Source organism: Sporolactobacillus shoreae (assembly GCF_004684935.1).
GTDB lineage: Bacteria > Bacillota > Bacilli > Bacillales > Sporolactobacillaceae > Sporolactobacillus > Sporolactobacillus shoreae.
Map to the genome: position 1 here is coordinate 88,105 of NZ_SRJD01000006.1, position 21,648 is coordinate 109,752.

The window sequence follows — 21,648 nt, forward strand, 5'->3', positions numbered from 1 at the left end:
GAGCTGAAAAAATTGGCAAATCAATTTAAACATCGATGGCGCAGTGACTTGCTGATCGTTCTGGGTCTGCTGTACCTTCTGTTTATTGTATTTACTGCGTTTCTGAACTGGATGCTCGCTCTTTCCGGCCTGGTGATTCTCGCCTTGTCCGTCACATGGTTTGTATTCAATGAAACACAATTCGATAAAGAACTGGCGGAATATATTGCCGGGCTTTCCTACAGCCTGAATAAAGCAGGCGGTGAGGCGCTGCTCCAAATGCCGATTGGAATTGTTCTGTATAACGAAGCGGAACGGATCGAGTGGTGCAACCCGTATTTCAACCAACTGGCCGGCGGAACTGAGACAAAAATTGGTCTGTTGTTAAATGAAATATCCACGGAATTTGAGAAACTGATTTTATCGGATAAAGAATCAATGATCATTGCAATAAATGAACGACAGTATCGTGTGCGTCTGAGACGTTCGGAGCGTCTTTTATATTTTACCGATATTACGGATGTTCTGCAGATTAAAAAGAATTATTATAACGAGCAGCCCGTGCTTGCTCTGATTTTTCTGGATAATTACGATGAAGTGACACAGGGGCTGGAGGATCAGGTCAGAAGCACAATCAATAATGAGACCACTTCGATTATTAAGGCGTGGGCATCGCGGCACGGCATTTACCTGCGCCGGACAGCATCAGACCGCTTTCTCGCGGTGATGAATGAGAAACTTCTGGCGGCGGTTGAGGAAGAACATTTTTCGATTCTGGATAAAGTGCGTGAAATTACAGTGCCTCTCAGCCATATTCCCTTGACGCTCAGCATCGGAGTCGGGGCGGGGACGGAGACACTGGAGGATCTTGGCACTTATGCCCAGTCCGCCCTCGATCTTGGACTCGGGCGGGGCGGAGACCAGGCTGTCATCAAATGGTCGGATGGCGCCGTTAAATTTTTCGGCGGGAAGTCCAACCCAATAGAAAAAAGGACGCGCGTCCGTGCCAGAGTCATTTCCCATGCGCTGACAGAGCTCATGCTGGAGAGCGACCAGGTGATGATCATGGGACACAAAGCACCAGATCTTGACGCTGTGGGGTCGTGTATTGGTATTCTTAAAATCGCGCATGCCAACGGGAGGAGCGCCAAAATTATTCTGGATCGTGAACATGACGTGACAGGAGTGGCGCGGCTCGTGACCGAGCTCCAGAAGAACAGAAATTTATGGGCGAATTTTATCTCTGCGGAAGAAGCCCGTGAAAAAGTAACAAAACGGACACTGGTGGTGGTTGCCGACACGCACCGCCCATCCATGGTCGTGGATCCGGATCTGCTGGACAGTGTTCACCGGATTGTTGTTATTGATCATCACCGGAGGGCGGAAGAGTTTATTAAAGACCCTGTGCTTGTATATATGGAGCCCTATGCCTCTTCAACCTGTGAGCTCGTGACTGAACTCTTAGAGTATCAGCCTAATGAGCGCCCGCTTGACGTTATTGAAGCGACCGCCATGCTGGGCGGGATTGCGGTTGACACCAAGAACTTTACGCTCAGAACTGGTTTCCGGACCTTTGATGCGGCATCCTATCTGAGGGCGCACGGAGCGGATACCATCCTTGTCCAGAAATTCCTGTGTGATGATCTGGATCAGTTCAATCAGCGGGCCGACCTTATCCGCAGGGCTCAGGTCTACCATTCGAATATTGCTATTGTCAGTGGTGAAGGTGGAAAAACATACGATCAAGTACTACTGGCTCAAACGGCCGACACTCTGCTGATGCTCGAGGGTATTCGGACGTCTTTTGTCATCGGGCTCAGGGACGATGGCCAGGTCGGTGTCAGTGCCCGATCACTTGGCGAAATCAACGTTCAGATTGTCATGGAGAGTCTTGGCGGTGGGGGCCATCTGAACAATGCGGCGACCCAGATGAAAGGCGTTACCGTCGAAACGGCGGTGAATAGGGTTAAGCAGGCGATTGACCAGTATTTTGAAGGAGGTTTGTCATAATGAAAGTTATTTTTGTGAAAGACGTGAAGGGAAAGGGTAGTCAGGGCGATGTTAAAGAGGTTTCCGAAGGCTACGCGAGAAATTATCTGTTCCCTCAGAACCTGGCAGTTCCGGCGAACAAGGGAAGCATGAACCAGCTGGAAGCTCAAAAGAAAAGGAAAAAACAGCTTGAAGAAGAAGAACGCCGGAATGCTGAAGAATTGAAACAGAAAATCGAAAAAATAACAATTGAACTGAAAGCGAAATCCGGAGAGGGCGGACGGCTTTTCGGCTCCATAACAAGCAAACAGATTGCTCAGGCCTTCAGAAAGATGGAAATAACGATAGATAAACGGAAAATCGATCTTCCGGAACCGATTCGGACGCTCGGGTTTACAGATGTTCCACTAAAATTGCACCCGGAAGTCACCGCCAAAGTGAAAGTACATGTCACTGAAGAATAATATCTATTGGCGCTTTTTTCAGTATGAATTGATGAGTGGGATATGATTAACTTGAAGGAGAATGCGTCATGAGTGACTTATTTGCCGATCGAACGCCTCCCTATAATACGGAGGCCGAACAGGCTGTGCTGGGCGCGGTTTTTCTGGAACCTGAAGCAGTGGTCACGGCAACGGAGCTGCTCGTACCCGAAGATTTTTATCGGACAAGCCATCAGCTCATTTTTTCCGTTATGATCCAGTTGTTTGACCGCAACGAGCCGGTTGATGTTGTCACCGTGACGAATGCCCTGCAGTCCGGGAAACATTTGGAGGAGGTAGGCGGTGTTTCCTATCTCGCTGATCTGGCCGGTTCCGCGCCTACCGCTGCCAACATTGAGTTTTACTGCAATATTGTTGCGGAAAAATCGCTCCTTCGCCGCCTGATCCGCACCGCGACCCAGATCGTGTCTGACAGCTATACAAGAGAAGATGAGGCCGAGAGCATTGTCGACGATGCCGAGAGACAGATTCTTGAAGTCGCGGAACGGAAACGGACAGGTGAATTCAGGTCGATTAAGGATGTCCTGATTGAAACCTATGACAATATAGAGGCGCTGCAAAGCCGGAAAGATGACGTCACAGGAACAGCCACCGGATTTCTGGAGCTCGACCGGATGACAGCGGGATTTCAGAAGAGTGATCTGATTATTGTGGCGGCCCGTCCGTCTGTGGGTAAAACGGCTTTCGCACTCAATATCGCGCAGAACGTGGCCACAAAAAATGAGGCAAATGTCGCGATTTTCAGTCTTGAAATGGGTGCCCGTCAGCTGGCCATGCGTATGCTTTGCGCCGAAGGGAACATTGACGCGCAGAAACTGCGTACCGGCCGTCTTGAGGATGATGACTGGCAGAAACTGACGATGGCGATGGGTACCTTATCACGTGCCGGAATCTATATTGACGATTCTCCAGGTATCCGTGTAAATGACATTCGCTCGAAATGCCGGAGATTGAAACAGGAAAAAGGCCTGGATCTCGTTGTTATTGATTATCTGCAGTTAATTATAGGGTCCGGAGGTGGCGGCCGACAGGAAAACCGCCAGCAGGAGGTTTCGGAAATTTCCCGGACGCTGAAAGCGATGGCCCGTGAACTTGATGTGCCGGTCATTGCTCTGTCACAGCTTTCTCGCGGGGTGGAATCCCGTCAGGACAAAAGGCCGATGATGAGTGACATCCGCGAATCCGGAAGTATTGAACAGGATGCGGACATCGTGGCTTTTCTCTATCGCGATGATTATTACAACAAAGAAAGCGAAAAACAGAACATTATCGAGATCATCATTGCCAAACAGCGAAATGGTCCTGTGGGTACGGTTGAACTCGCTTTTATTAAGGAATACAACAAATTTGTCAACATTGACCGGAATCATCAGGAAGATATTCCGCGAGGGGCATAAATCAAAAGCGACACAAAACACGAACAAAAATTATTGATTGGCATAAATTGTTCGTTTATCTACGTTGACTTTTAAATTGATTAACTGTTAGACTTAACAAGGATCTGAGAGAAAATTTCTAACAGGATGAAGTAGGGGGCTGGATGTATGTCTTCTGTAGTTGTAGTGGGCGCCCAGTGGGGCGATGAAGGAAAAGGGAAAATCACAGATTATCTGTCCGAAAATTCGGAAGTGGTGTCCCGTTATCAGGGCGGAGACAACGCGGGCCACACGATTGTCTGGAATGGGAAAACCTATAAACTGAGGCTTATGCCTTCAGGCATTTTATACAAGGATAAAATCTGTGTGCTTGGCAACGGTATGGTGATCAATCCGAAATCGCTCTGCATGGAACTGGACTACATGAAAGAGAGTGGCATCAGCACCGATAACCTGCGGATCAGCAGCCGGGCGCATCTGGTCCTGCCTTACCATTTGAAACTTGACGTCCTTGAAGAGAAAAGCAAGGGTTCTTCCAAGATCGGAACAACACAGAAGGGCATCGGCCCGGCTTATATGGACAAAGCCGCAAGGATCGGCATCCGGATGGCCGATCTCCTCGAACCGGAGACTTTCAAAGAAAAACTGAGTAAAAATCTGGCGCTGAAAAACCGGCTCCTTGAAAAAATGTATGACAGTGAAGGCTTCAATATTGATGACATCTATGGTGAATATCTGGCATACGGAGAACGGATCCGCCATTTAGTCTGTGATACGTCTGCGGTACTGAATGAGGCACTGGATGCCGGCAGAAGGGTTTTGTTTGAAGGCGCTCAAGGCTGCATGCTCGATATTGACCAAGGGACTTACCCCTTCGTCACCTCATCCAACCCCGTGGCCGGAGGTGTGACGATTGGTGCGGGTGTCGGCCCGACGAAGATCAATCATGTGGTCGGCTGCGCGAAATCTTATACAACCCGGGTTGGTGACGGACCTTTCCCGACTGAATTAAATAACGCAATCGGTGATCAGATCCGTGAAACTGGCCATGAATACGGGACAGTGACCGGCCGTCCTCGCCGGGTCGGCTGGTTTGACAGCGTCGTGCTCCGCCATTCGCGCCGCGTCAGCGGGCTGACGGACCTTTCACTCAATTGCGTTGATGTACTGACGGGTCTTGATACAGTAAAGATCTGCAAGGCCTATGAGTATAAGGGCAAAATCATTGAAGAATTTCCTGCGAGCCTGAATATCCTTGCGGAATGCAAACCGATTTATGAAGAAATGCCCGGCTGGTCTGAAGATATCACAGGCGCACGGTCACTATCTGATCTGCCGCAAAATGCCCGCCATTATATTGAACGGATTTCCCAACTAACCGGTGTGACGCTGTCCTTGTTCTCTGTCGGTCCGGACCGCGGCCAGACGATTGAAGTGCGCAGTGTCTTCGCCTGATACTTAAACAGAATAAACATTATAGATGACCGGGGCAAAAAAATTTTTTGTCCCGGTTTTTGTTTCGGTTATAGTGACGGTCTGACTACCGGAAGAAGGTGCAAAACAGAGAAAATTAAATTTTAGAGTTGCCTTTGTCCGCTATCGATGATACAATATTGTCTGTGCCGCAAAAAGGGAGCTTCTGTTAAACCCTTTTGGCCGAACCGAATAATTAATTATCGCGGGGTGGAGCAGTCTGGTAGCTCGTCGGGCTCATAACCCGAAGGCCGCAGGTTCAAATCCTGCCCCCGCAACCAATGGGTCCGTGGTGTAGTGGTTAACATGCCTGCCTGTCACGCAGGAGATCGGCGGTTCAAGTCCGCTCGGACCCGCCATTTTTTTATTGTTTTTTATCAGTATGTTTTAGCTACATAACAGTTTTTCTTTCAAACATGCTGTTTCATATATGTTATGGCTCGATAGCTCAGTCGGTAGAGCAGAGGACTGAAAATCCTCGTGTCGGTGGTTCGATTCCGCCTCGAGCCATGTTTTATCAAAAATGAGCGGGTCATAACGCTGAATAGAGGCAGATGAACAAGGCTCCCGGGATCTCCGGGAGCCTTGTTCATCTGCTGCCGCTATGACAGAGCAAGCGCTGTTATGGTAAAATGAATGGGAAAGGATCCTGTGCGGAAAAGTTTCCAGTACCGGCCAACATAAAATATGAATAAAGATTAATACCCTCATTTCAAATTGAAAAGAACGAATGATAAAACAGATAATCGGATTTTTCCCAAAGGGGGCATTCATGATGGGGAACAAGATTCTTGTTGTTGATGACGAGCAGCCAATTGCTGATATATTGCAGTTTAATCTTGAAAAGGAAGGCTATGACGTAATTTGCGCCTATGACGGCCAGGAAGCACTGGATAAGGTAGAGCAGGAGGATCCGGACATGATTCTGCTGGACGTGATGCTGCCGGTTAAGGATGGCATGGAAGTCTGCCGCGAAGTCCGCAAAACACATAATATGCCGATCATTATGCTCACGGCCAAAGATTCTGAGATCGACAAAGTACTTGGGCTGGAAATGGGTGCCGATGATTATGTGACGAAACCATTCAGTAACCGGGAATTGATCGCAAGGGTCAAAGCCAATCTCAGGCGGCACAAACAGGAATCAAATGAAACTGAAAAAGGGAAAGAAAATGATATTGAAATCGGTGATCTGGTCATCCATCTGGATGCCTACGTTGTAACAAAAAGAGGCAAGGCGGTCGAACTGACGCATCGAGAATTTGAGCTTCTCCACTATTTGGCCGATCACATGGGCCAGGTAATGACCCGGGAAAATCTTCTGCAGACGGTCTGGGGCTACGATTACTTCGGAGATGTCCGGACAGTTGATGTCACAGTGCGCCGCCTGCGCGAGAAAATTGAGGACAATCCAAGCCGCCCGATCTGGATTATTACCCGACGCGGTGTCGGCTATTATTTGAATGCACCGGATCAGGAGCCGGCGGAATGAACAAGGTCGGTTTTTTTAAATCGATTCAATTCAAGATCGTACTTGTCTATACCCTGCTGATTTTGCTTGCGATGCAGCTGATCGGTGTGTATTTTACGGACAGCCTCAAAACCATGCAGCTGAACAGTTTTGAAGAATCGCTCGTCAACCAGAGTAAGCTGATCGCGGTGAACATCGGGGAGGTCCTAAGGGAATCAAGGGACACGAATATTGATGATCCGAGTCAAATGGCGGATCAGATAAGCAGCCAGTTTTCCGAAGTGGACAACATCAGGGAAATTGAAGTAATTGATGAAAACCGCGTGATTGTAGCGGCGGATGATAAGCAGTCAGTTGGGAAAAGCACGACGAACGATCTTATTATCCAGAATTTGTCATCAACAACTGCGAACAAATACAGGCGTACGGACGGTAGCAGCGGCGAGCGCGTGGATATCGTGACGGTTCCGATTATGGTCGACAGTCAACGATATGGCGTGCTTTATGTTGAGAAGAGTTTTGAAGGGGTGTATGCCCAGCTGCAGCTGATCAACAAAATACTGGCTACGGCAACCATCTTCTCCCTTCTTATAACGGCTATTTTGGGCTTCTTTCTTGCCCGGACAATAACCAAGCCCCTTGTTCAGATGCAGCGTCAGGTGCTCGCGGTTTCGCAGGGTAACTTTAACCGGAAAGTCGATATGATTGAAAAGGACGAAATTGGTCAGCTGGCGGCAGCGTTTAACAATATGACGACCAAGCTGCGTGAAGCGACGTCGACGACAGAGTCGGAACGTCGGAAACTGAAATCTGTGCTCACTTATATGACTGACGGTGTTATTGCTACTGACCGCAAGGGAAATGTGATTCTGATGAATAATCGCGCGGAAGAACTGCTGGGCGTTTATCGTAACGACGTCATCGGTAATTCGATTCTTGATCTTCTCAGGATCAGAAATGATTATCGAATCATGGATCTGTATGGCCTGACGGAATCAATTGTTCTCGACTTCAGCAGCGACCAGCAGACGGTACTGCTCCGGGCTAATTTTTCTATTGTGAAAAAGGAGAACGGGTTGGCCAACGGACTCATCGCTGTGATTCATGATGTTACTGAGCAGGAGCAGGTTGACATGGAACGGCGCGAATTTGTGGCGAACGTTTCCCATGAATTACGCACGCCGCTGACAACAATGAAAAGTTATCTGGAGGCGCTGCAGGATGGAGCGGTAGATGATCCGAAACTCGCGGCCAAATTCCTCGACGTGACACAAAAGGAAACGGAACGGATGATCCGGCTGGTCAAGGATCTGCTGCAGCTTTCCCGTCTGGATGCAAAAGAATATAAACTGAATCTTCAGCGAACCAATTATGTCCTATTTTGTGAAGAAATCATTGACCGGTTTGAAATGACCAAAAACCAAAATATACAGTTTAACCGAAGGCTGCCAAAGGGGTCTTTTTATGTCCAGATTGATCGGGACAAACTGACCCAGGTTATTGATAATATACTTTCAAATGCAATGAAATACTCGCCTGAGGGCGGCCTGATTACTTTTCAGGTGACAAGAAGAGGCAACAAAATCCGCACGGCAATCAGTGACCAAGGGGTTGGTATCCCAAAGGAGAATCTGGCCAAAGTGTTCGAACGGTTCTACAGAGTGGACAAGGCCCGCTCGAGGAAGCTTGGAGGCACGGGACTGGGGCTTGCGATTGCCAAGGAAATGATTGAGGCGCAGGGCGGAGAAATCTGGGCGGAAAGTGAGTGGAATCGCGGCACAACGATTCACTTCATCCTTCCGCTTGACCGGGAGAGTGACCAGAGATGAACCGCGAGGTATTTAAATCCATTCTGCTCGGAGTTTTGGTACTGTCAAGCATCGCGATGACCTGGAACATTTGGTTCTACAAATCAGACTTTAAGAATTACGGCGGGACTTCGAATTCAGCAACTCCGGTCGCCATCGCCCAGTCCCAAAAGCTGACCAGCGTGATTCGTCCCTCTCTCATCCTCCAGAAAGAGCCGGAAGGGACCGTAGGGCAAACAGATAACGGCAGGGTTGTGAGCGGATATAAAATTTTCCAGAATGCGGTTTTCAGCAACGTTCTTCCGAGCAACCGCCAGAAGAGTCTGTTAAAAAAGACGGACACCGTATCTTATGAAATCATTTTTCCTGCCCCGCTCATGCAAGGGACCTTGAAGAAAATATTCCGGTTTGGAGACAACAATGTGCAAATTCCGCAGGACACAAGTGTTGACCGTGTGGAAATTTATCTTCCTGTTTCCGGTGGCGGGATGGCCGCGGTTTTCCGGTCTCAGGATAACAGAGACCAGTTTTCTGCTACGGTCTCCAAAGTTAGCCTGAACAGTCTGAACCAGATTTTCTCAGGAGGACAGACAGGACTCTATGGCCCACATCGTCTGAGAAACAAAATGGTTTACCTTCCGCTTGGGCCGACTAAAGTCAATACGGAAATTACCTACATCCAGAAAATTCCGGTTGACGCGTTTATACCGATACTGTTTACAGATCCGAAAAATGTTTTTCATTACCGAGGAAAAACAGCATACACCGATGGAACGCGCCAGCTTGAAAACAACTCTAATATCCTTCAATACGTGAACCCTGGGATCAGCGGTTCAACTGAAATGACCGATCCTATTTTTCACAGCTTTGAATTCATCAATAATTTCAAAGCGTGGACAAATAACTTTGTGTATGACGGTCTGACGCTGTCTTCCAATCAACAGGATACCGTTACATTCCGTCTTCTGATAGGCAACTATATGGTTTATAATACTGAATATTATCCAAGCCCTTATCTGACAGCGATGGAACTGACCTGGAAAAATCAGGACCTGAGCAGTTTTAACAGAACGTTGATCACTTTCAGCAGCATTGATGAACCAGGTTCGGTGACGCTTGATTCCGGAAACGAGGTACTGACGACACTGAAAAAAAACGGGGTTCCGATCGAAGGAATTGAGGATATGGCCATTGGCTATCGGATCGCCAACCCCCAGTCAAACGATAACACATCATTAACGGCGTTGCCGGACTGGTTTTATAAAATAAACAATCGATGGTACTCGGAAGATGCTACACTCGGGTCACGCCGGCCGGGCCAGCAGGGGGCGAACCCGTAATGAACTGGAGCAAAACAAAATCTATTTTTATTGTCTGTTTTCTTCTTCTTGATGCATTTCTGGTCTTTGAACTTTATGTGAGACAGCAGGATCAGGGCGTTGAAAAACTGGACGAAAGTCCCGGTACGCATAATACCTTCCGTATCAGTACAACCATTCCGCCTACGCCTCAGAATGTCACGTTCTTGCGTGGAAGCCGGGTTGATTTTTCAAAAGAAAAAAATACCATTGCTGGCATGATAGCTTCAGGAAATGGTTCACCTGGTCAAAAGATCAGCATTGACGATCAGGGAATGCAGTTGCATGGAACCCTTGCTTCCCCGATCGCGGGAGATATGAACAATGCGGATTTACAGAAGGCCATTCTGTCATTGGTGTATAAAGGCCAGTCCTATACTTATTGGAAAAATGATCCCAAGGCAAGAACCGTTAATTTTGTTCAGCTTTATAATGACCGGCCCGTGTTTATCAGTAAGCGGAGCAATATTCAAATGCTCTCATTTACAATCAGCCAGAAACGTGCGGTTGGTTATCAGCAAAGCTATTTTCAATTTAAAAGATCTAATTATGTCGATATCATCAGTGCGGACAAAGCGATCAGCAATTTAGGGGAAAACACAGATTTACTTGATTCTGAGCGTCCCATTATCAAGACGGTTGAGCTGGGTTATGTGAATCTTGTGAGTGACGCCGGGGCGGATCCGCTGATTTTTATTCCCGCGTGGCACATCGTTGTGCAGACCGGGAAAGGCAGTCAGGAATATTTCGTCAACGCAATGTCGGGGAATGTGCAGACACTTAATTAAACATTAGAGAGACATTCATTGTAACCTGTGGGAGTGGTAGAAATGGCAGTGCGTTATAGTGTTCTCGCAAGCGGGAGCACAGGTAATTCCTTATATATAGAAACGCAGCAACAGAGGCTTCTGATTGATTGCGGTCTGAGCGGGAAAAAGATGATCGATCTGCTAGCACAAATCGGCCGCAAACCTGAAGATGTTGACGCCATCCTGGTGACGCATGAACATAGTGACCACGTGAAGGGACTCGGTGTCTTCGCACGCCGCTTCCGGACCCCAGTATATGCTAATGAAAGAACCTGGCAGGCCATGACATCCGTAACAGGAGATATACCGCTGGAACAGAAATTTGAGTTTCAGGCGAATACAACAAAAAAATTCGGGAATCTTGATATTGAGTCGTTCTCAGTGTCACATGATGCCGCAGATCCGATGTTTTACATCGCGCATGACGGTGACCGGAAGTTAACGTTGCTGACGGATCTCGGCTATGTTTCCGAACACATCAAAGGATTGATCCGTGACTCGGACGCTTATGTGATGGAAGCCAATCATGATACGGAAATGCTGATGATGGGCCGCTATCCGTGGAGTGTGAAGCGGAGAATTCTTGGTGATACCGGGCATATTTCAAACGATGAGTCAGGAATTGCTCTGACGGAAGTCCTGGGTAACCGGACAAAGAAAATATATTTAGCCCATCTGAGCAAGGACAACAATATGAAAGAGCTGGCCAGAATGAGCGTTGGACAGAAGCTAGAAAGTACCGGGCTTAAAATAGGCAGAGATCTCAGTCTTTTTGATACCGATCCGGACCGCGCGACACAGCTAACCGCTATTTAATTTTTGGTTCTGATAAACTTGTCTCTTGCTTTTCGCTCCATGGGCTCGCTGTCCCGCACCTTGTACTCAAATCAACAAAGGAGCAAAATCAACATGAAGCTTTAACAGAGCCTAATTTTTTTACAGGTCTGCAAGTGCGGTCGGAAATTTCGTACATAAACGCTCCTTTTATGATGAGGTGAAGCAGGGCATCCTTATAAAAAAACCTGATGTTGAATTCTTTAATATTGTATATAAATAGTCACATATTTTTATTAAAACGCGTTGCCGGTGTTACATTATGGATAAAGAAAATTCGTCGGCTGATAATCATTTGTGAGAGTTGGCGAGAATGGAATACGAGGAGGAAAACAGGGTATGGAATATTACGACGAGAACCGTACGGAAAACATACCGGAATCCGGGACGCGGCAAAGACGTTCGCCAGGGAACAGAAGCGGCTGGTTTTTTGCCGGTTTCATTGGGGCAATAGTCGGAATCGTCTGCTTTCTTATCTTTGCCCCCATTTTATCCGACCTGGGTATTTTACCTTATTCGGTAACCACAGGGACGCAGGGTACAGGCAATCTTGGAGGTTCGGGGACGACAACTCAGCAGGTTAATGTGAAGGTCAATTCAGGTGTGACGGCTGCAGTGGCCAAGGTTTCTCCCGCGGTTGTCGCGGTCATCAACCTGCAGAAGGCCAACTTTTTTGATAATCAATACACGGAGTCCGGCATCGGATCGGGAATTATTTATAAGCGCGCCGGTCCGTATTCCTATGTCGTGACGAACGATCATGTGGTTTCCGGAGCCGGAAAAGTTGAAGTCCGGATGGGTGACAACCAGAAGGTAGACGCCAAAGTACTTGGAACGGACGCATTGTACGATCTGGCCGTCCTTAGAATTTCTTCAACGGATGTCAAGTCGGTTGCCGAATTCGGAAATTCTGCGATTCTGCAGCGCGGCGAACCGGCGATTGCGATCGGCAATCCGCTCGGATTTTCCGGTTCTGTAACTGAAGGCATTATTAGCTCGACAAATCGGACGATTCCTGTCCAGGCGAACAATGCTTCGATTGAAGCTCAGGTGCTGCAGACGGATGCGGCGATCAATCCAGGAAACAGCGGTGGCGCTCTTGTAAATATCGCTGGGCAGGTTATCGGGATCAACTCGTCCAAGATTGCTTCCACAGGATCGGGAACGGATACAAGTGTTGAAGGAATAGGTTTCGCGATTCCGATTAACGTGGCCAAACCGGTAATTAGCAAGCTGGAGGGCGGCGGAAAAATTGTCCGGCCGATGCTTGGCGTCAGCATTGTTGATTTGTCAATGGTGCCCGCGGATGAAACCAGTCAGCTGCAGCTTCCGAAATCAGTCAAGTCCGGTTTGGTTGTGACCGATGTACAGACCGGAAGTCCGGCCAAGAAGAGCGGCTTGGAAGCCGGCGATGTCATAACGTCCATTAATGGGCAAAAGATCACGAGTTACATTTCTTTTTCAACGTACATGTATACAAACCTTAAGGCTGGCCAGACCGTCCGGATTCAATTCTATCGGATGGGGAAACTGCACACAGCGGCGCTGACGCTTGGCAGTAAAACATTCTCGTAATTAGCGATTGGTTCGCATATAACTTAATGCCAAACAAAAATCCGGCTGATTCTTCAGTCGGATTTTTGTTTGGCAAACTGAACTTAAAGGAGGGCAGAAATCGTTTAAATGTGCACAACCTGTGCCTATTCCTTCCAATTTATGCACAAGTTATCCACATTTCACGAAAAACTGTTGATAACGATAAATAATTTGATCCGCGCCGGGAAATTGAGAAAACAGCCTAATACCTGCGTGAACAAAGGCACACGCATGAAAGGAACGGGGCGCTGAAACTATGCAGGAGCTACTTGTATGGAAAAAGCAGCTAAAAAACAGATAATAAAGCTTATAATAAGAACAGCAGATCAGTGGTTATCCACATTCGACAAAATTTGATATTTTTCGGTATGCAGATATTGTGGCAAACGCCTGATTCCATACAGAATGTGGACACGGGCTGTGGATATGTGCATAAGTTCTGTGTATAACTTATGTATAAGGACGGGATAAGTTGTGAATATCGAAATTTTAACGGTCGGCAAATTGAAAGAAAAATATTTCAGGCAGGGGATTGAGGAGTACATCAAACGTCTCCAGCCCTATGCAAAAGTCTCTATTACCGAGGTAGCTGATGAGAAGGCTCCTGAGAGTCTCTCTGAGGCGGAGATTGAGCAGATAAAGAAAACGGAGGGCGAACGGCTGCTGGGGAAACTGCCGGACAGAGCCTATGTCATCGTGCTCGCTATTTTGGGCAAACAAATGCCTTCCGAAGTTTTTGCCGAAAAAATAAGAGACCTTGCCACCTACGGACACAGCAACATCTCCTTTGTCATCGGCGGATCAAACGGTTTAAGCGACGAAGTCCTGCGGCGGGCGGACTTCCAGCTCTCCTTTTCTAAATTCACCTTCCCTCACCAGCTCATGCGACTGATCTTGGTCGAACAAATTTACCGCGCGTTTAAGATCGTGAGGGGAGAACCTTACCATAAGTAACGGTAAACATATTTCAAAAAGACTAAAATCGTTAATGAGCGAGAAATATTATGAGATTTGTCAATAATTCCAATGCGTCTGCCAAGTCTATTGATTAAACCAATAAGTAACTCCGGAAGAATTTGAATTTTGAGGGGGAAAGTTCAATTCGATCTTTCCACTCTTTTGTCAGCCATTTTGAGTTTCTTGAAAGGATTTATTTATTATATACAGCGCTAATTCATTTATTTTGAAGTCGGCTAACTTACTGTTTGAAAGTGATTCATTAAAAAGGAGTTGATCATTTCGAGAAAGTGTAAAAGGGCATTCTTGATTAGAAAGAATACCCAAATTTACTTTGGAGATAGTAGCAAAATAATTGGAAAAGTAATAATGACCAACCCCGGGCTCCTATGAATTTAAACAATTGCTATATTGAAAATATTTTTGGGAATCGGCATATGCCTGATTTGACAACACAAAAAATTATTGATGTTGTGAGATATATAATAGGATTTTTAGAATATGAATTTGAGGGAAATGCCCTTATTTAACGCTTAGTTAAAAGCTTCTTTCTGCCTGAGAGAATTTACACACAAATTTGGACTTGATCATGCCAGGCTAGGGCTGACGGTTGGGTTAAGTCTTTTCATCTTTAATGTAAAAGAAAGGAGTATAAAATGAAAAAAAAGAACAAGGCAACGGCGTTGAACAGTGTGTTTGATTTAATTGTAGACCCCAAAGTGTCTGATATCGAGCGTCAATCGCTTTTAAAAGCAAAAGAAGCGCTTGAAAAAGGAGAAAACGATAGGGCAGTTGCTTCTCACCTCAAATCTGAGTTGTCTATCTTAGCTGTTAAACAACAGTTATCTCCTAAAATGGTTACTTTTTATACTGAACTTTCCCGTCAATACCTTGGCTATGGTGAAAGAGGTATGATCAATTTTACGAGATAAGAGTCATCTAGGGCACTCTGATGATAGATGTTTTTGACTTCAATTTACCATATGTTTAGTTGAACCTTTCCATAAGTAGGAAAAGCTTTTAAACGGATTCAGTCTTCGTATTTCCTTTTTCAGGGATTTTGGAAACGTGATTTCAAATTGTCCCTTTATAAGTTAGTTAAAAACGCATAGAATGTAGATTTCGAAAGCTGATTATTTTCTAATTTGAAAGATTCAGCCGACCAACAAGAAATTTCCCCACTTGTAAATGCGATCAGTGATTGCTTAGATAGCATATAGAATATAAATTAATAATAGAAGGAGGCGTGTAGGATGGTAACTCCAAATGAAAAATGGCTGTCCATACCTAAGACAGTCAGGGCACAACTGCGACGTAATGTTTGGTGCGGCCATTGTGGTGATACTGTTGAGATTGTTGGTTACGTCATTAAGGAAGATCGCGCTGGCATTTTATTAGAAGGAAAATGTGCAACTTGCGGCCATGATGTTGCAAGATTAATCGAAACGGATGAATGAACATCATTCATTTAAGATGGTGTTTCAAAGAATCCAAAGGAACCATAAGAATTGTTTTAATAGAATAAAAGTGATTTCATGAGCGAAATGTGTGCTTCCGTAGGCGCAATGGCAAAAGTACGCTGTGCGAATCCGGGTTTTTCAATTTTGGTAGCAATAATTCCACATTTGAGGGTGGAACGTCCGCCACGTGACTTCTGTACCTGTTGTGTATCCAGACATACCTCAGGTTAAAGAGACACCAAAGAATGCGCATTTCTATATGTCGGCGAGGTTGGACAATACCCGAATCAATCGTGATGTCAGCCGTCTGGTTGATGAAATCATCAGCCGTCTGGCTTCGATCGATGGCAGTGACGTAGAAATATCGCTTGACGTGAATGCAACTGTCAAGAAGGGCATTCCCCAAAACACAGTCAGAACAGTTAGTGAGAATTGCCGCACACTTAAAGTGACAGACTTTGGCTTTGATGAATGAGAGATTTATCTGTTTCGCAGTTTTCATAATAAAACAAGAAAACATGCACTACAGTAATACATTGCTTTTTTGAAATCAGTATACCGTATTAAACATTATTTCCAAATTTATATTATTCTTTTGAAAAAGGATTGAGCGCGTATCAGTTGCTCAATCCTTTTTTATTTTATTTTTTTGAAGGGAGTAATGATATGGATACATTATACGAGTCTCAACCATCAATCAGAATGAAACATGCAAAAGGTGCGAAGCGGATCAGTGTCATTTCGTTAAGGGTGGTTAAAGAGAAAAACATGCTGTACAGCAATCGATTCATCCGTTCTCCAGAGGACGGTTATCAATGCATTAAACCTCTTTTGGAGTGTAGAGATCGAGAGTATTTCGTTGTTGTTACGCTGGACACAAAAAATCAGCCAACATCGATAAACATTTGCCATATTGGCAACCTGAATTCCTCAATTGTTCATCCCCGCGAAGTAAATAGTTACAGAAATTTGAAACCGCAAGACTATAAATCAGAGACAGTTGGTTATCCAGACCACACCATTTTGACAGCAACAATAGAATTTGACGATGACAATGAGATAGAAGAAAAATAACAGTTTTGCTCAGCTTGCTCAAATTGATACGGGAAATTGTTCAGACGAATAATCTCCCGTTTCTCGGCTTGATTTCATGCATTTTGATGTTTTGTCGTTTTGATGAGGCGGTACGGGTGTGGGCTTCTCACAAACCGGATATTTACTTGATACTTCTCGTTTCACTTCTGCAAAACGATGGGAACATGCGTGAACAGGATCTCTACAAACGGTCTGTTTCAGACGAGATTTAAGAAAATCAAGTATGACGCCGGCTTTTGTGATATTCATCCTGCTATTTGCAAAGCGTGCTGTATTTTTAATCTGTTTTATCATATGCATGATTTTAAATGTGGCACCGCCTGATTAACGGCCAATATTAAAACACGGAGCGCAGACTGTGGGCAGAAAAAGAACCGGAAAAATAAATCCATTTCCGGTTCTTAATCATCTATTTCGTTTAAAAAACGCATTATAATTTGGCGTATTTCTCAAGCGTGCGAATCATCTGGCAGGTAAAACCGTATTCATTGTCATACCAGGAGACGACCTTGACGAGATTAATGCCATCAACAGTGGAGGTTTCCGTCTGAGTGGCATCAAACAACGAGCCGAAATGGGTGCCGATGATGTCCGAAGAAACGATTTCCTTGTCTGTAAAACCGAAAGACTCGTTATTTACAGTCGCTTCTTTGATCGCTGCGTTGACGGTTTCGTTAGTGGCTTCTTTGGAGACGACAGCGACCAGTTCGGTAACCGATCCGTCTTTTACCGGAACGCGCTGGGCATGTCCCTTTAATTTGCCGTTTAATTCCGGGATGACCAGCCCGATTGCTTTGGCAGCTCCGGTTGAATGCGGAATAGTGTTCTCCGCGGCGGCACGGGCTGCTCTCAGATTACCGCCTCTGACCGGTCCGTCGAGCAGCATCTGCGTGCCTGTGTATGCGTGAACGGTCGTCATCGTTCCGACTTTTATGTCGAATGCGTCGTTTAACGCTTTGGCCATCGGAGCGAGACAATTTGTTGTGCAGGAACCTACCGAAATAATCTGGTCCTCGCCGTTCAGGATGTCATCGTTAACGTTGTAGACAACTGTTTTTATCTGCCCCGATGGTGCGGAAATAAGCACCTTTTTTGCTCCGGCTCTTAAATGAGCGGCTGATTTTTCAGCCGATGTGTAGAATCCCGTTGATTCAATTACGACATCGACATCTTCTTTGGCCCACGGGATATTTTCAGCATTGGGCTCTGCATAAATATGGATATGCTTTCCATCTACGGTGATGCTGTCTTCTCCGGCGCTGACCGTTCCGTTGTATTTTCCAAATGTTGTATCAAATTCTAATAAATGGGCAAGCATTTCGGGATTGGTAAGATCGTTAATCGCGACAACTTCAAGATCCGATTTAATTTCTTTGATTCTTCTGAATGCCAGTCTGCCAATTCTGCCAAATCCATTAATACCGACTTTTACAGTCATTGTGAACCCTCCATGTCCTAATTATTGAATTCTGAACAAAAAAATCACATTCTAACGAAAGAGCGGTCCCAGCCATTGGTATGCTTCAACGATATAAGTTTACCACTTTCGCCATAATAATCCGATTATCTTGATTTACTGTTTCTGTTTCATCTCTCAACTCACTGAACATTCTGGGATAGGGTAACCGGAATAGCGCAAATCAGCGATTTGCCGTGTCTAATGGAGCACGCTTCGATTTTTTGTCCCTGAATAATAAAAACCGGTGAATTGATTTTTTGATAATCAATTGATTCTCCTCCATATATTTTTTCCCTTCAGAAGGGTTTTTAAAGCCTTGATTACATTTTGTGTATCTAGTCTATTTGCGCACCCCCCTGTACTTTTTAAGCAACAACAAAATAGCCTGATCCCCTTAATATGAAAAAATCAGGTTAGATTATTGGTATGAATGTGCGGTAATGCACGTTATTTAGGCGAAAATAAATCCAGTATTCAAGACAATGAACTCGCTTACTTTTTTGACTTGTGATACACTAGCGACACACAATATAGTTAAAAAAGAAGGGCATATAATGACACGGCGTGAAAAAATTTTAACCTATCTGGAAAAGCGCACATTTAGTATGTCTGAAGGTGTTACAACGAACGAAATATCCGAAGCGACCGGTGTGCTTCGCTCGAATGTGAGCAGGGAGTTAAATCAGCTTGTCCGAGAGGGAAGGATTAAGAAGACAAATGGTCGACCGGTTCACTATGTCGTGAATCATGCAGCCGGGAAACGTAAAGGTAAGATGCAGCAGAAGCCCAACATCGGGTTTGCAGGGGATGCTCGTATCAGTGATCAAAACATTGAAGAGAACTATACTGCAAATAGGAACGAAGTGGATGTTTTTGAGAACATGATTGGCAGTCGCGATAGCCTAAGGAATCAAGTCGAGCAGGCCAAAGCAGCATTACTTTATCCGCCGCACGGACTGAATACACTGATCATTGGGCCGACAGGATCCGGTAAGACGTATTTTGCTAATAAGATGTACCATTTTGCACTGGATCGGGAGATCATCTCCAAAAAGGGATTTACCACATTCAATTGTGCGGATTACGCACACAATCCGCAGTTATTGATGTCGCATCTATTTGGCTACGTCAAGGGGGCTTTTACTGGTGCCAACGATAATAAAGATGGCCTGATTCAGGAAGCTGATGGCGGGATGCTTTTTCTTGATGAGGTACATCGTCTACCGCCTGAGGGGCAAGAAATGATTTTTTATTTTATGGATCATGGAACATACAGCCGTTTAGGCGAAACGACCAAAGTTCATCATGCGGACGTCAGACTTGTTTACGCAACGACTGAAGATCCGGAGAGTTCATTGCTGCAGACTTTTGTCCGTCGTATCCCGATCATCATTCAGCTGCCGGGCTTTAACCAAAGAAATGCACGTGAAAAGTTGCAATTATTAGAACAACTATTAACGCTTGAAGCGAATCGTATCCATAAAAATATTCGTTTAAGTGAAGATGTCGTTCAAGCTTTGCTGGGAAGTGTAACATACGGCAATGTTGGGCAGTTGAAATCTAATATTCAATTAGTGTGTGCTCAAGGTTTTTTGAACAGCATGCATAATAAAAATGAAATAACTCTGCTTTTTAGTCAGTTGCCACCTAATATTAAAGATGGACTTTCCAACTTGGCTAATAATCGGCAAGAACTGGGTAATTTAAGCCGTTTGTTGGAACCAACGATGGTGATCAAGCCCGATGCTAAACGCGGTCTGCCTGACATTGACAGTTATGAACTGCCTTATAATTTGTATGAAATCATCGGCGATAAAGCTGCGCTGCTGAAAGAAGAAGGATTGGATCAAGCAGCGATCAATAACTTCATTATGACCGATATCAATTTGCATTTAAAGTCTTTTTATCATCAGGGGAAATTGGAAAAAACGGTCAACAGTCTGAATGAGATCGTTGATCAAGAAATTATTGACTTAACAAAGCAGATCCAGCAACTGCTTCAAGAAAGAGAAAATTATCCAGTCAGGGATAATTTCATCTACGCGATGAGTTTACACATCAGTTCTTTTATTAAACGGATCCAGTCAGGAAAACCGTTGCGCACTATTTCGTCTGATTTGATTTCAATGGTCCACGACTATCCAGCTGAACTCAAGATTGCTGAGCGAGTTAAAGATTTGATCGAGGATCATTATCATTTTCCTATTCCTGAATCTGAAATGTATTACATGGCGATTCTTTTAGTATCTTTAAAATCAGAACCAAAAACCGGAAAAGTTGGAATCGTTGTGGCAGCCCATGGGAACAGTACCGCATCCTCAATGGTGCAAGTTGTTTCGCAACTGCTGTCGGTCGATAATATCGCTGCCTATGATATGCCGCTTGAAATGAGTCCTAAAGTCGCATTGGATGGCATTGCATCACAAGTTAAAAGTATTGATCAGGACAACGGGGTTTTACTATTGGTCGATATGGGGTCTCTTAGTACATTTAGCAGTAAATTGACAGAGAAAACGAATGTTCATGTTAAAACGATCGATATGGTGACTACAGCGATGGTATTGGAAGCAGCCCGTAAAACAGCACTGATCGATAGTGATCTGGAAACAGTATATCGGGAATTGCGTGAATTTAATGGCTATTCACGAACGATTGAAAGGGTCCAGAAAAAAAAGAACGATGTACAGAAAAGATCAAATCAAAGACAGAAGGCTATTATTGCGATTTGCTCGACTGGCGAAGGAACAGCTCGGAGAATTAAGGATCTGTTAGATAAGATATTAGTCGACAATCTAATTGATGATATTACAGTGATCACCGTTTCGGTCGTGAATATGAAAGAACAGATTGCTGAGATCCAGCAAAACTATCAAATCGTGGCCACGACCGGTGTTGTGAAACCCCAGGTTGCTGCTCCATTTGTTTCATTAGAAAATTTATTTCAGGGGGGAGGCGAGAGTTTTGTCGGTTTGATCGAAGAAATAAACAATCATACTGCACGTGAAACAGAGGCTCTGGAACAGTCAGAATTATTAACTGAAGAAATGAGTCAGAAATATTTGGGACAGTACTTTACATTCATTAATCCTGTAAAAATTGCAAAAATATTGTGGAATTATTGCGGCTTTATTCAGCAGCGCAGTAAAGCTAAAATGTCAAATGCTTTCAAAATTAGTTTGATCATGCATATGGCAGGAGCACTTGAGCGTTATCTGACACGCTCAGAAATGAGTGTTGATGAGCAAAGACTATCTCGTGTCAGAACGGAAAAAATGTATCCCATCGTTAAACAGGCGAATGAGGTTCTGCATAAGACGCTTAATGTCAATCTTTCGGATCCAGAAGTGTATTTTATCGTCGAATTATTTAACACAGAAAAAGAAAAAAATGATACACAAAGCAACTGACACACTTATTGTAGTGTGTCAGTTGCTTTTTTTAATTAGTCGATAAACCTGCTGCACCAACTTTTTTATATGAT

The 21,648-nt window shown here is 44.9% G+C and carries 17 protein-coding genes and 3 tRNA genes; 19 read left to right on the plus strand and 1 reads right to left on the minus strand.

The window, feature by feature from the left end:
- The first annotated feature begins 12 nt into the window (after positions 1 to 12).
- From E4665_RS07370 to E4665_RS07455, 18 genes are all read left to right on the plus strand, one after another.
- A complete protein-coding gene (locus E4665_RS07370) occupies positions 13 to 1,989 on the plus strand; it encodes a DHH family phosphoesterase (RefSeq protein WP_135348152.1) in 1,977 nt (658 codons plus the stop codon).
- Positions 1,989 to 2,432 carry a 50S ribosomal protein L9 gene (rplI, locus tag E4665_RS07375; protein WP_135348153.1) on the plus strand — a complete coding sequence of 148 codons (444 nt, stop codon included), beginning with the start codon at positions 1,989 to 1,991 and terminating at the stop codon, positions 2,430 to 2,432. Before E4665_RS07370 ends, rplI begins: the two co-directional genes overlap by 1 nt.
- Before the next feature lie 68 nt (positions 2,433 to 2,500).
- Positions 2,501 to 3,868, plus strand: a complete 1,368-nt coding sequence (dnaB, locus tag E4665_RS07380) for a replicative DNA helicase (protein ID WP_135348154.1) — start codon at positions 2,501 to 2,503, stop codon at positions 3,866 to 3,868.
- Positions 3,869 to 4,015: 147 nt separating this feature from the next.
- Positions 4,016 to 5,302 carry an adenylosuccinate synthase gene (locus tag E4665_RS07385; RefSeq protein WP_135348155.1) on the plus strand — a complete coding sequence of 429 codons (1,287 nt, stop codon included), beginning with the start codon at positions 4,016 to 4,018 and terminating at the stop codon, positions 5,300 to 5,302.
- Between the two features lie 222 nt (positions 5,303 to 5,524).
- Positions 5,525 to 5,601: transfer RNA gene (locus E4665_RS07390), tRNA-Met, on the plus strand.
- A 2-nt stretch (positions 5,602 to 5,603) separates the two neighbouring features.
- Positions 5,604 to 5,679, plus strand: a tRNA-Asp gene (locus E4665_RS07395).
- Positions 5,680 to 5,757: 78 nt separating this feature from the next.
- Positions 5,758 to 5,830, plus strand: a tRNA-Phe gene (locus E4665_RS07400).
- Between the two features lie 265 nt (positions 5,831 to 6,095).
- Positions 6,096 to 6,812 carry a response regulator YycF gene (gene yycF, locus E4665_RS07405; protein ID WP_135348156.1) on the plus strand — a complete coding sequence of 239 codons (717 nt, stop codon included), beginning with the start codon at positions 6,096 to 6,098 and terminating at the stop codon, positions 6,810 to 6,812.
- Positions 6,809 to 8,620 (plus strand): cell wall metabolism sensor histidine kinase WalK, encoded by a 1,812-nt coding sequence (gene walK, locus E4665_RS07410; RefSeq protein WP_135348157.1) that lies wholly within the window; start codon positions 6,809 to 6,811, stop codon positions 8,618 to 8,620. Before yycF ends, walK begins: the two co-directional genes overlap by 4 nt.
- A complete protein-coding gene (locus E4665_RS07415; protein ID WP_135348158.1) occupies positions 8,617 to 9,939 on the plus strand; it encodes a YycH family regulatory protein in 1,323 nt (440 codons plus the stop codon). Before walK ends, E4665_RS07415 begins: the two co-directional genes overlap by 4 nt.
- Positions 9,939 to 10,745: a two-component system regulatory protein YycI gene (locus tag E4665_RS07420; RefSeq protein ID WP_135348159.1), complete on the plus strand. Its 807-nt coding sequence runs from the start codon at positions 9,939 to 9,941 to the stop codon at positions 10,743 to 10,745. Before E4665_RS07415 ends, E4665_RS07420 begins: the two co-directional genes overlap by 1 nt.
- 42 nt (positions 10,746 to 10,787) lie before the next feature.
- On the plus strand, positions 10,788 to 11,582 hold the full coding sequence (locus E4665_RS07425) for an MBL fold metallo-hydrolase (RefSeq protein ID WP_135348160.1): 795 nt from the start codon (positions 10,788 to 10,790) through the stop codon (positions 11,580 to 11,582).
- Between the two features lie 357 nt (positions 11,583 to 11,939).
- Positions 11,940 to 13,175: a S1C family serine protease gene (locus tag E4665_RS07430; RefSeq protein ID WP_135348161.1), complete on the plus strand. Its 1,236-nt coding sequence runs from the start codon at positions 11,940 to 11,942 to the stop codon at positions 13,173 to 13,175.
- Positions 13,176 to 13,670: 495 nt separating this feature from the next.
- Positions 13,671 to 14,150, plus strand: coding sequence for a 23S rRNA (pseudouridine(1915)-N(3))-methyltransferase RlmH (gene rlmH / locus E4665_RS07435; protein WP_135348162.1), 480 nt, complete (start codon positions 13,671 to 13,673; stop codon positions 14,148 to 14,150).
- A gap of 659 nt (positions 14,151 to 14,809) precedes the next feature.
- Positions 14,810 to 15,085 carry a bacteriocin immunity family protein gene (locus E4665_RS07440; RefSeq protein ID WP_135348163.1) on the plus strand — a complete coding sequence of 92 codons (276 nt, stop codon included), beginning with the start codon at positions 14,810 to 14,812 and terminating at the stop codon, positions 15,083 to 15,085.
- A 321-nt stretch (positions 15,086 to 15,406) separates the two neighbouring features.
- On the plus strand, positions 15,407 to 15,610 hold the full coding sequence (locus E4665_RS07445) for a hypothetical protein (RefSeq protein ID WP_135348164.1): 204 nt from the start codon (positions 15,407 to 15,409) through the stop codon (positions 15,608 to 15,610).
- Between the two features lie 190 nt (positions 15,611 to 15,800).
- Positions 15,801 to 16,088 carry a hypothetical protein gene (locus E4665_RS07450; RefSeq protein WP_135348165.1) on the plus strand — a complete coding sequence of 96 codons (288 nt, stop codon included), beginning with the start codon at positions 15,801 to 15,803 and terminating at the stop codon, positions 16,086 to 16,088.
- A gap of 191 nt (positions 16,089 to 16,279) precedes the next feature.
- Entirely contained in the window at positions 16,280 to 16,687 is a 408-nt protein-coding gene (locus E4665_RS07455) for a JAB domain-containing protein (RefSeq protein ID WP_241654728.1), read from the plus strand.
- 451 nt (positions 16,688 to 17,138) lie between these two features.
- Here E4665_RS07455 and gap read toward each other — a convergent pair whose 3' ends face one another.
- Complete coding sequence (gene gap / locus E4665_RS07460; RefSeq protein ID WP_135348166.1) at positions 17,139 to 18,146, minus strand: type I glyceraldehyde-3-phosphate dehydrogenase; 1,008 nt, start codon at positions 18,144 to 18,146, stop codon at positions 17,139 to 17,141.
- Positions 18,147 to 18,721: 575 nt separating this feature from the next.
- Here gap and E4665_RS07465 point away from each other — a divergent pair.
- Positions 18,722 to 21,574, plus strand: coding sequence for a sigma 54-interacting transcriptional regulator (locus E4665_RS07465; RefSeq protein ID WP_167815147.1), 2,853 nt, complete (start codon positions 18,722 to 18,724; stop codon positions 21,572 to 21,574).
- The last annotated feature ends 74 nt before the right edge of the window (positions 21,575 to 21,648 follow it).

Excerpts from the sequence above, each read along its gene's own strand:
- E4665_RS07465 (WP_167815147.1), top strand. The coding sequence starts at position 18,722 with ATGACACGGCGTGAAAAAATTTTAACCTATCTGGAAAAGCGCACATTT.
- gap (WP_135348166.1), bottom strand. The coding sequence starts at position 18,146 with ATGACTGTAAAAGTCGGTATTAATGGATTTGGCAGAATTGGCAGACTG.
- yycF (WP_135348156.1), top strand. The coding sequence starts at position 6,096 with ATGGGGAACAAGATTCTTGTTGTTGATGACGAGCAGCCAATTGCTGAT.
- E4665_RS07425 (WP_135348160.1), top strand. The coding sequence starts at position 10,788 with ATGGCAGTGCGTTATAGTGTTCTCGCAAGCGGGAGCACAGGTAATTCC.
- dnaB (WP_135348154.1), top strand. The coding sequence starts at position 2,501 with ATGAGTGACTTATTTGCCGATCGAACGCCTCCCTATAATACGGAGGCC.
- E4665_RS07440 (WP_135348163.1), top strand. The coding sequence starts at position 14,810 with ATGAAAAAAAAGAACAAGGCAACGGCGTTGAACAGTGTGTTTGATTTA.
- E4665_RS07430 (WP_135348161.1), top strand. The coding sequence starts at position 11,940 with ATGGAATATTACGACGAGAACCGTACGGAAAACATACCGGAATCCGGG.
- E4665_RS07420 (WP_135348159.1), top strand. The coding sequence starts at position 9,939 with ATGAACTGGAGCAAAACAAAATCTATTTTTATTGTCTGTTTTCTTCTT.
- E4665_RS07455 (WP_241654728.1), top strand. The coding sequence starts at position 16,280 with ATGGATACATTATACGAGTCTCAACCATCAATCAGAATGAAACATGCA.
- E4665_RS07445 (WP_135348164.1), top strand. The coding sequence starts at position 15,407 with ATGGTAACTCCAAATGAAAAATGGCTGTCCATACCTAAGACAGTCAGG.
- walK (WP_135348157.1), top strand. The coding sequence starts at position 6,809 with ATGAACAAGGTCGGTTTTTTTAAATCGATTCAATTCAAGATCGTACTT.
- E4665_RS07385 (WP_135348155.1), top strand. The coding sequence starts at position 4,016 with ATGTCTTCTGTAGTTGTAGTGGGCGCCCAGTGGGGCGATGAAGGAAAA.
- E4665_RS07415 (WP_135348158.1), top strand. The coding sequence starts at position 8,617 with ATGAACCGCGAGGTATTTAAATCCATTCTGCTCGGAGTTTTGGTACTG.
- rplI (WP_135348153.1), top strand. The coding sequence starts at position 1,989 with ATGAAAGTTATTTTTGTGAAAGACGTGAAGGGAAAGGGTAGTCAGGGC.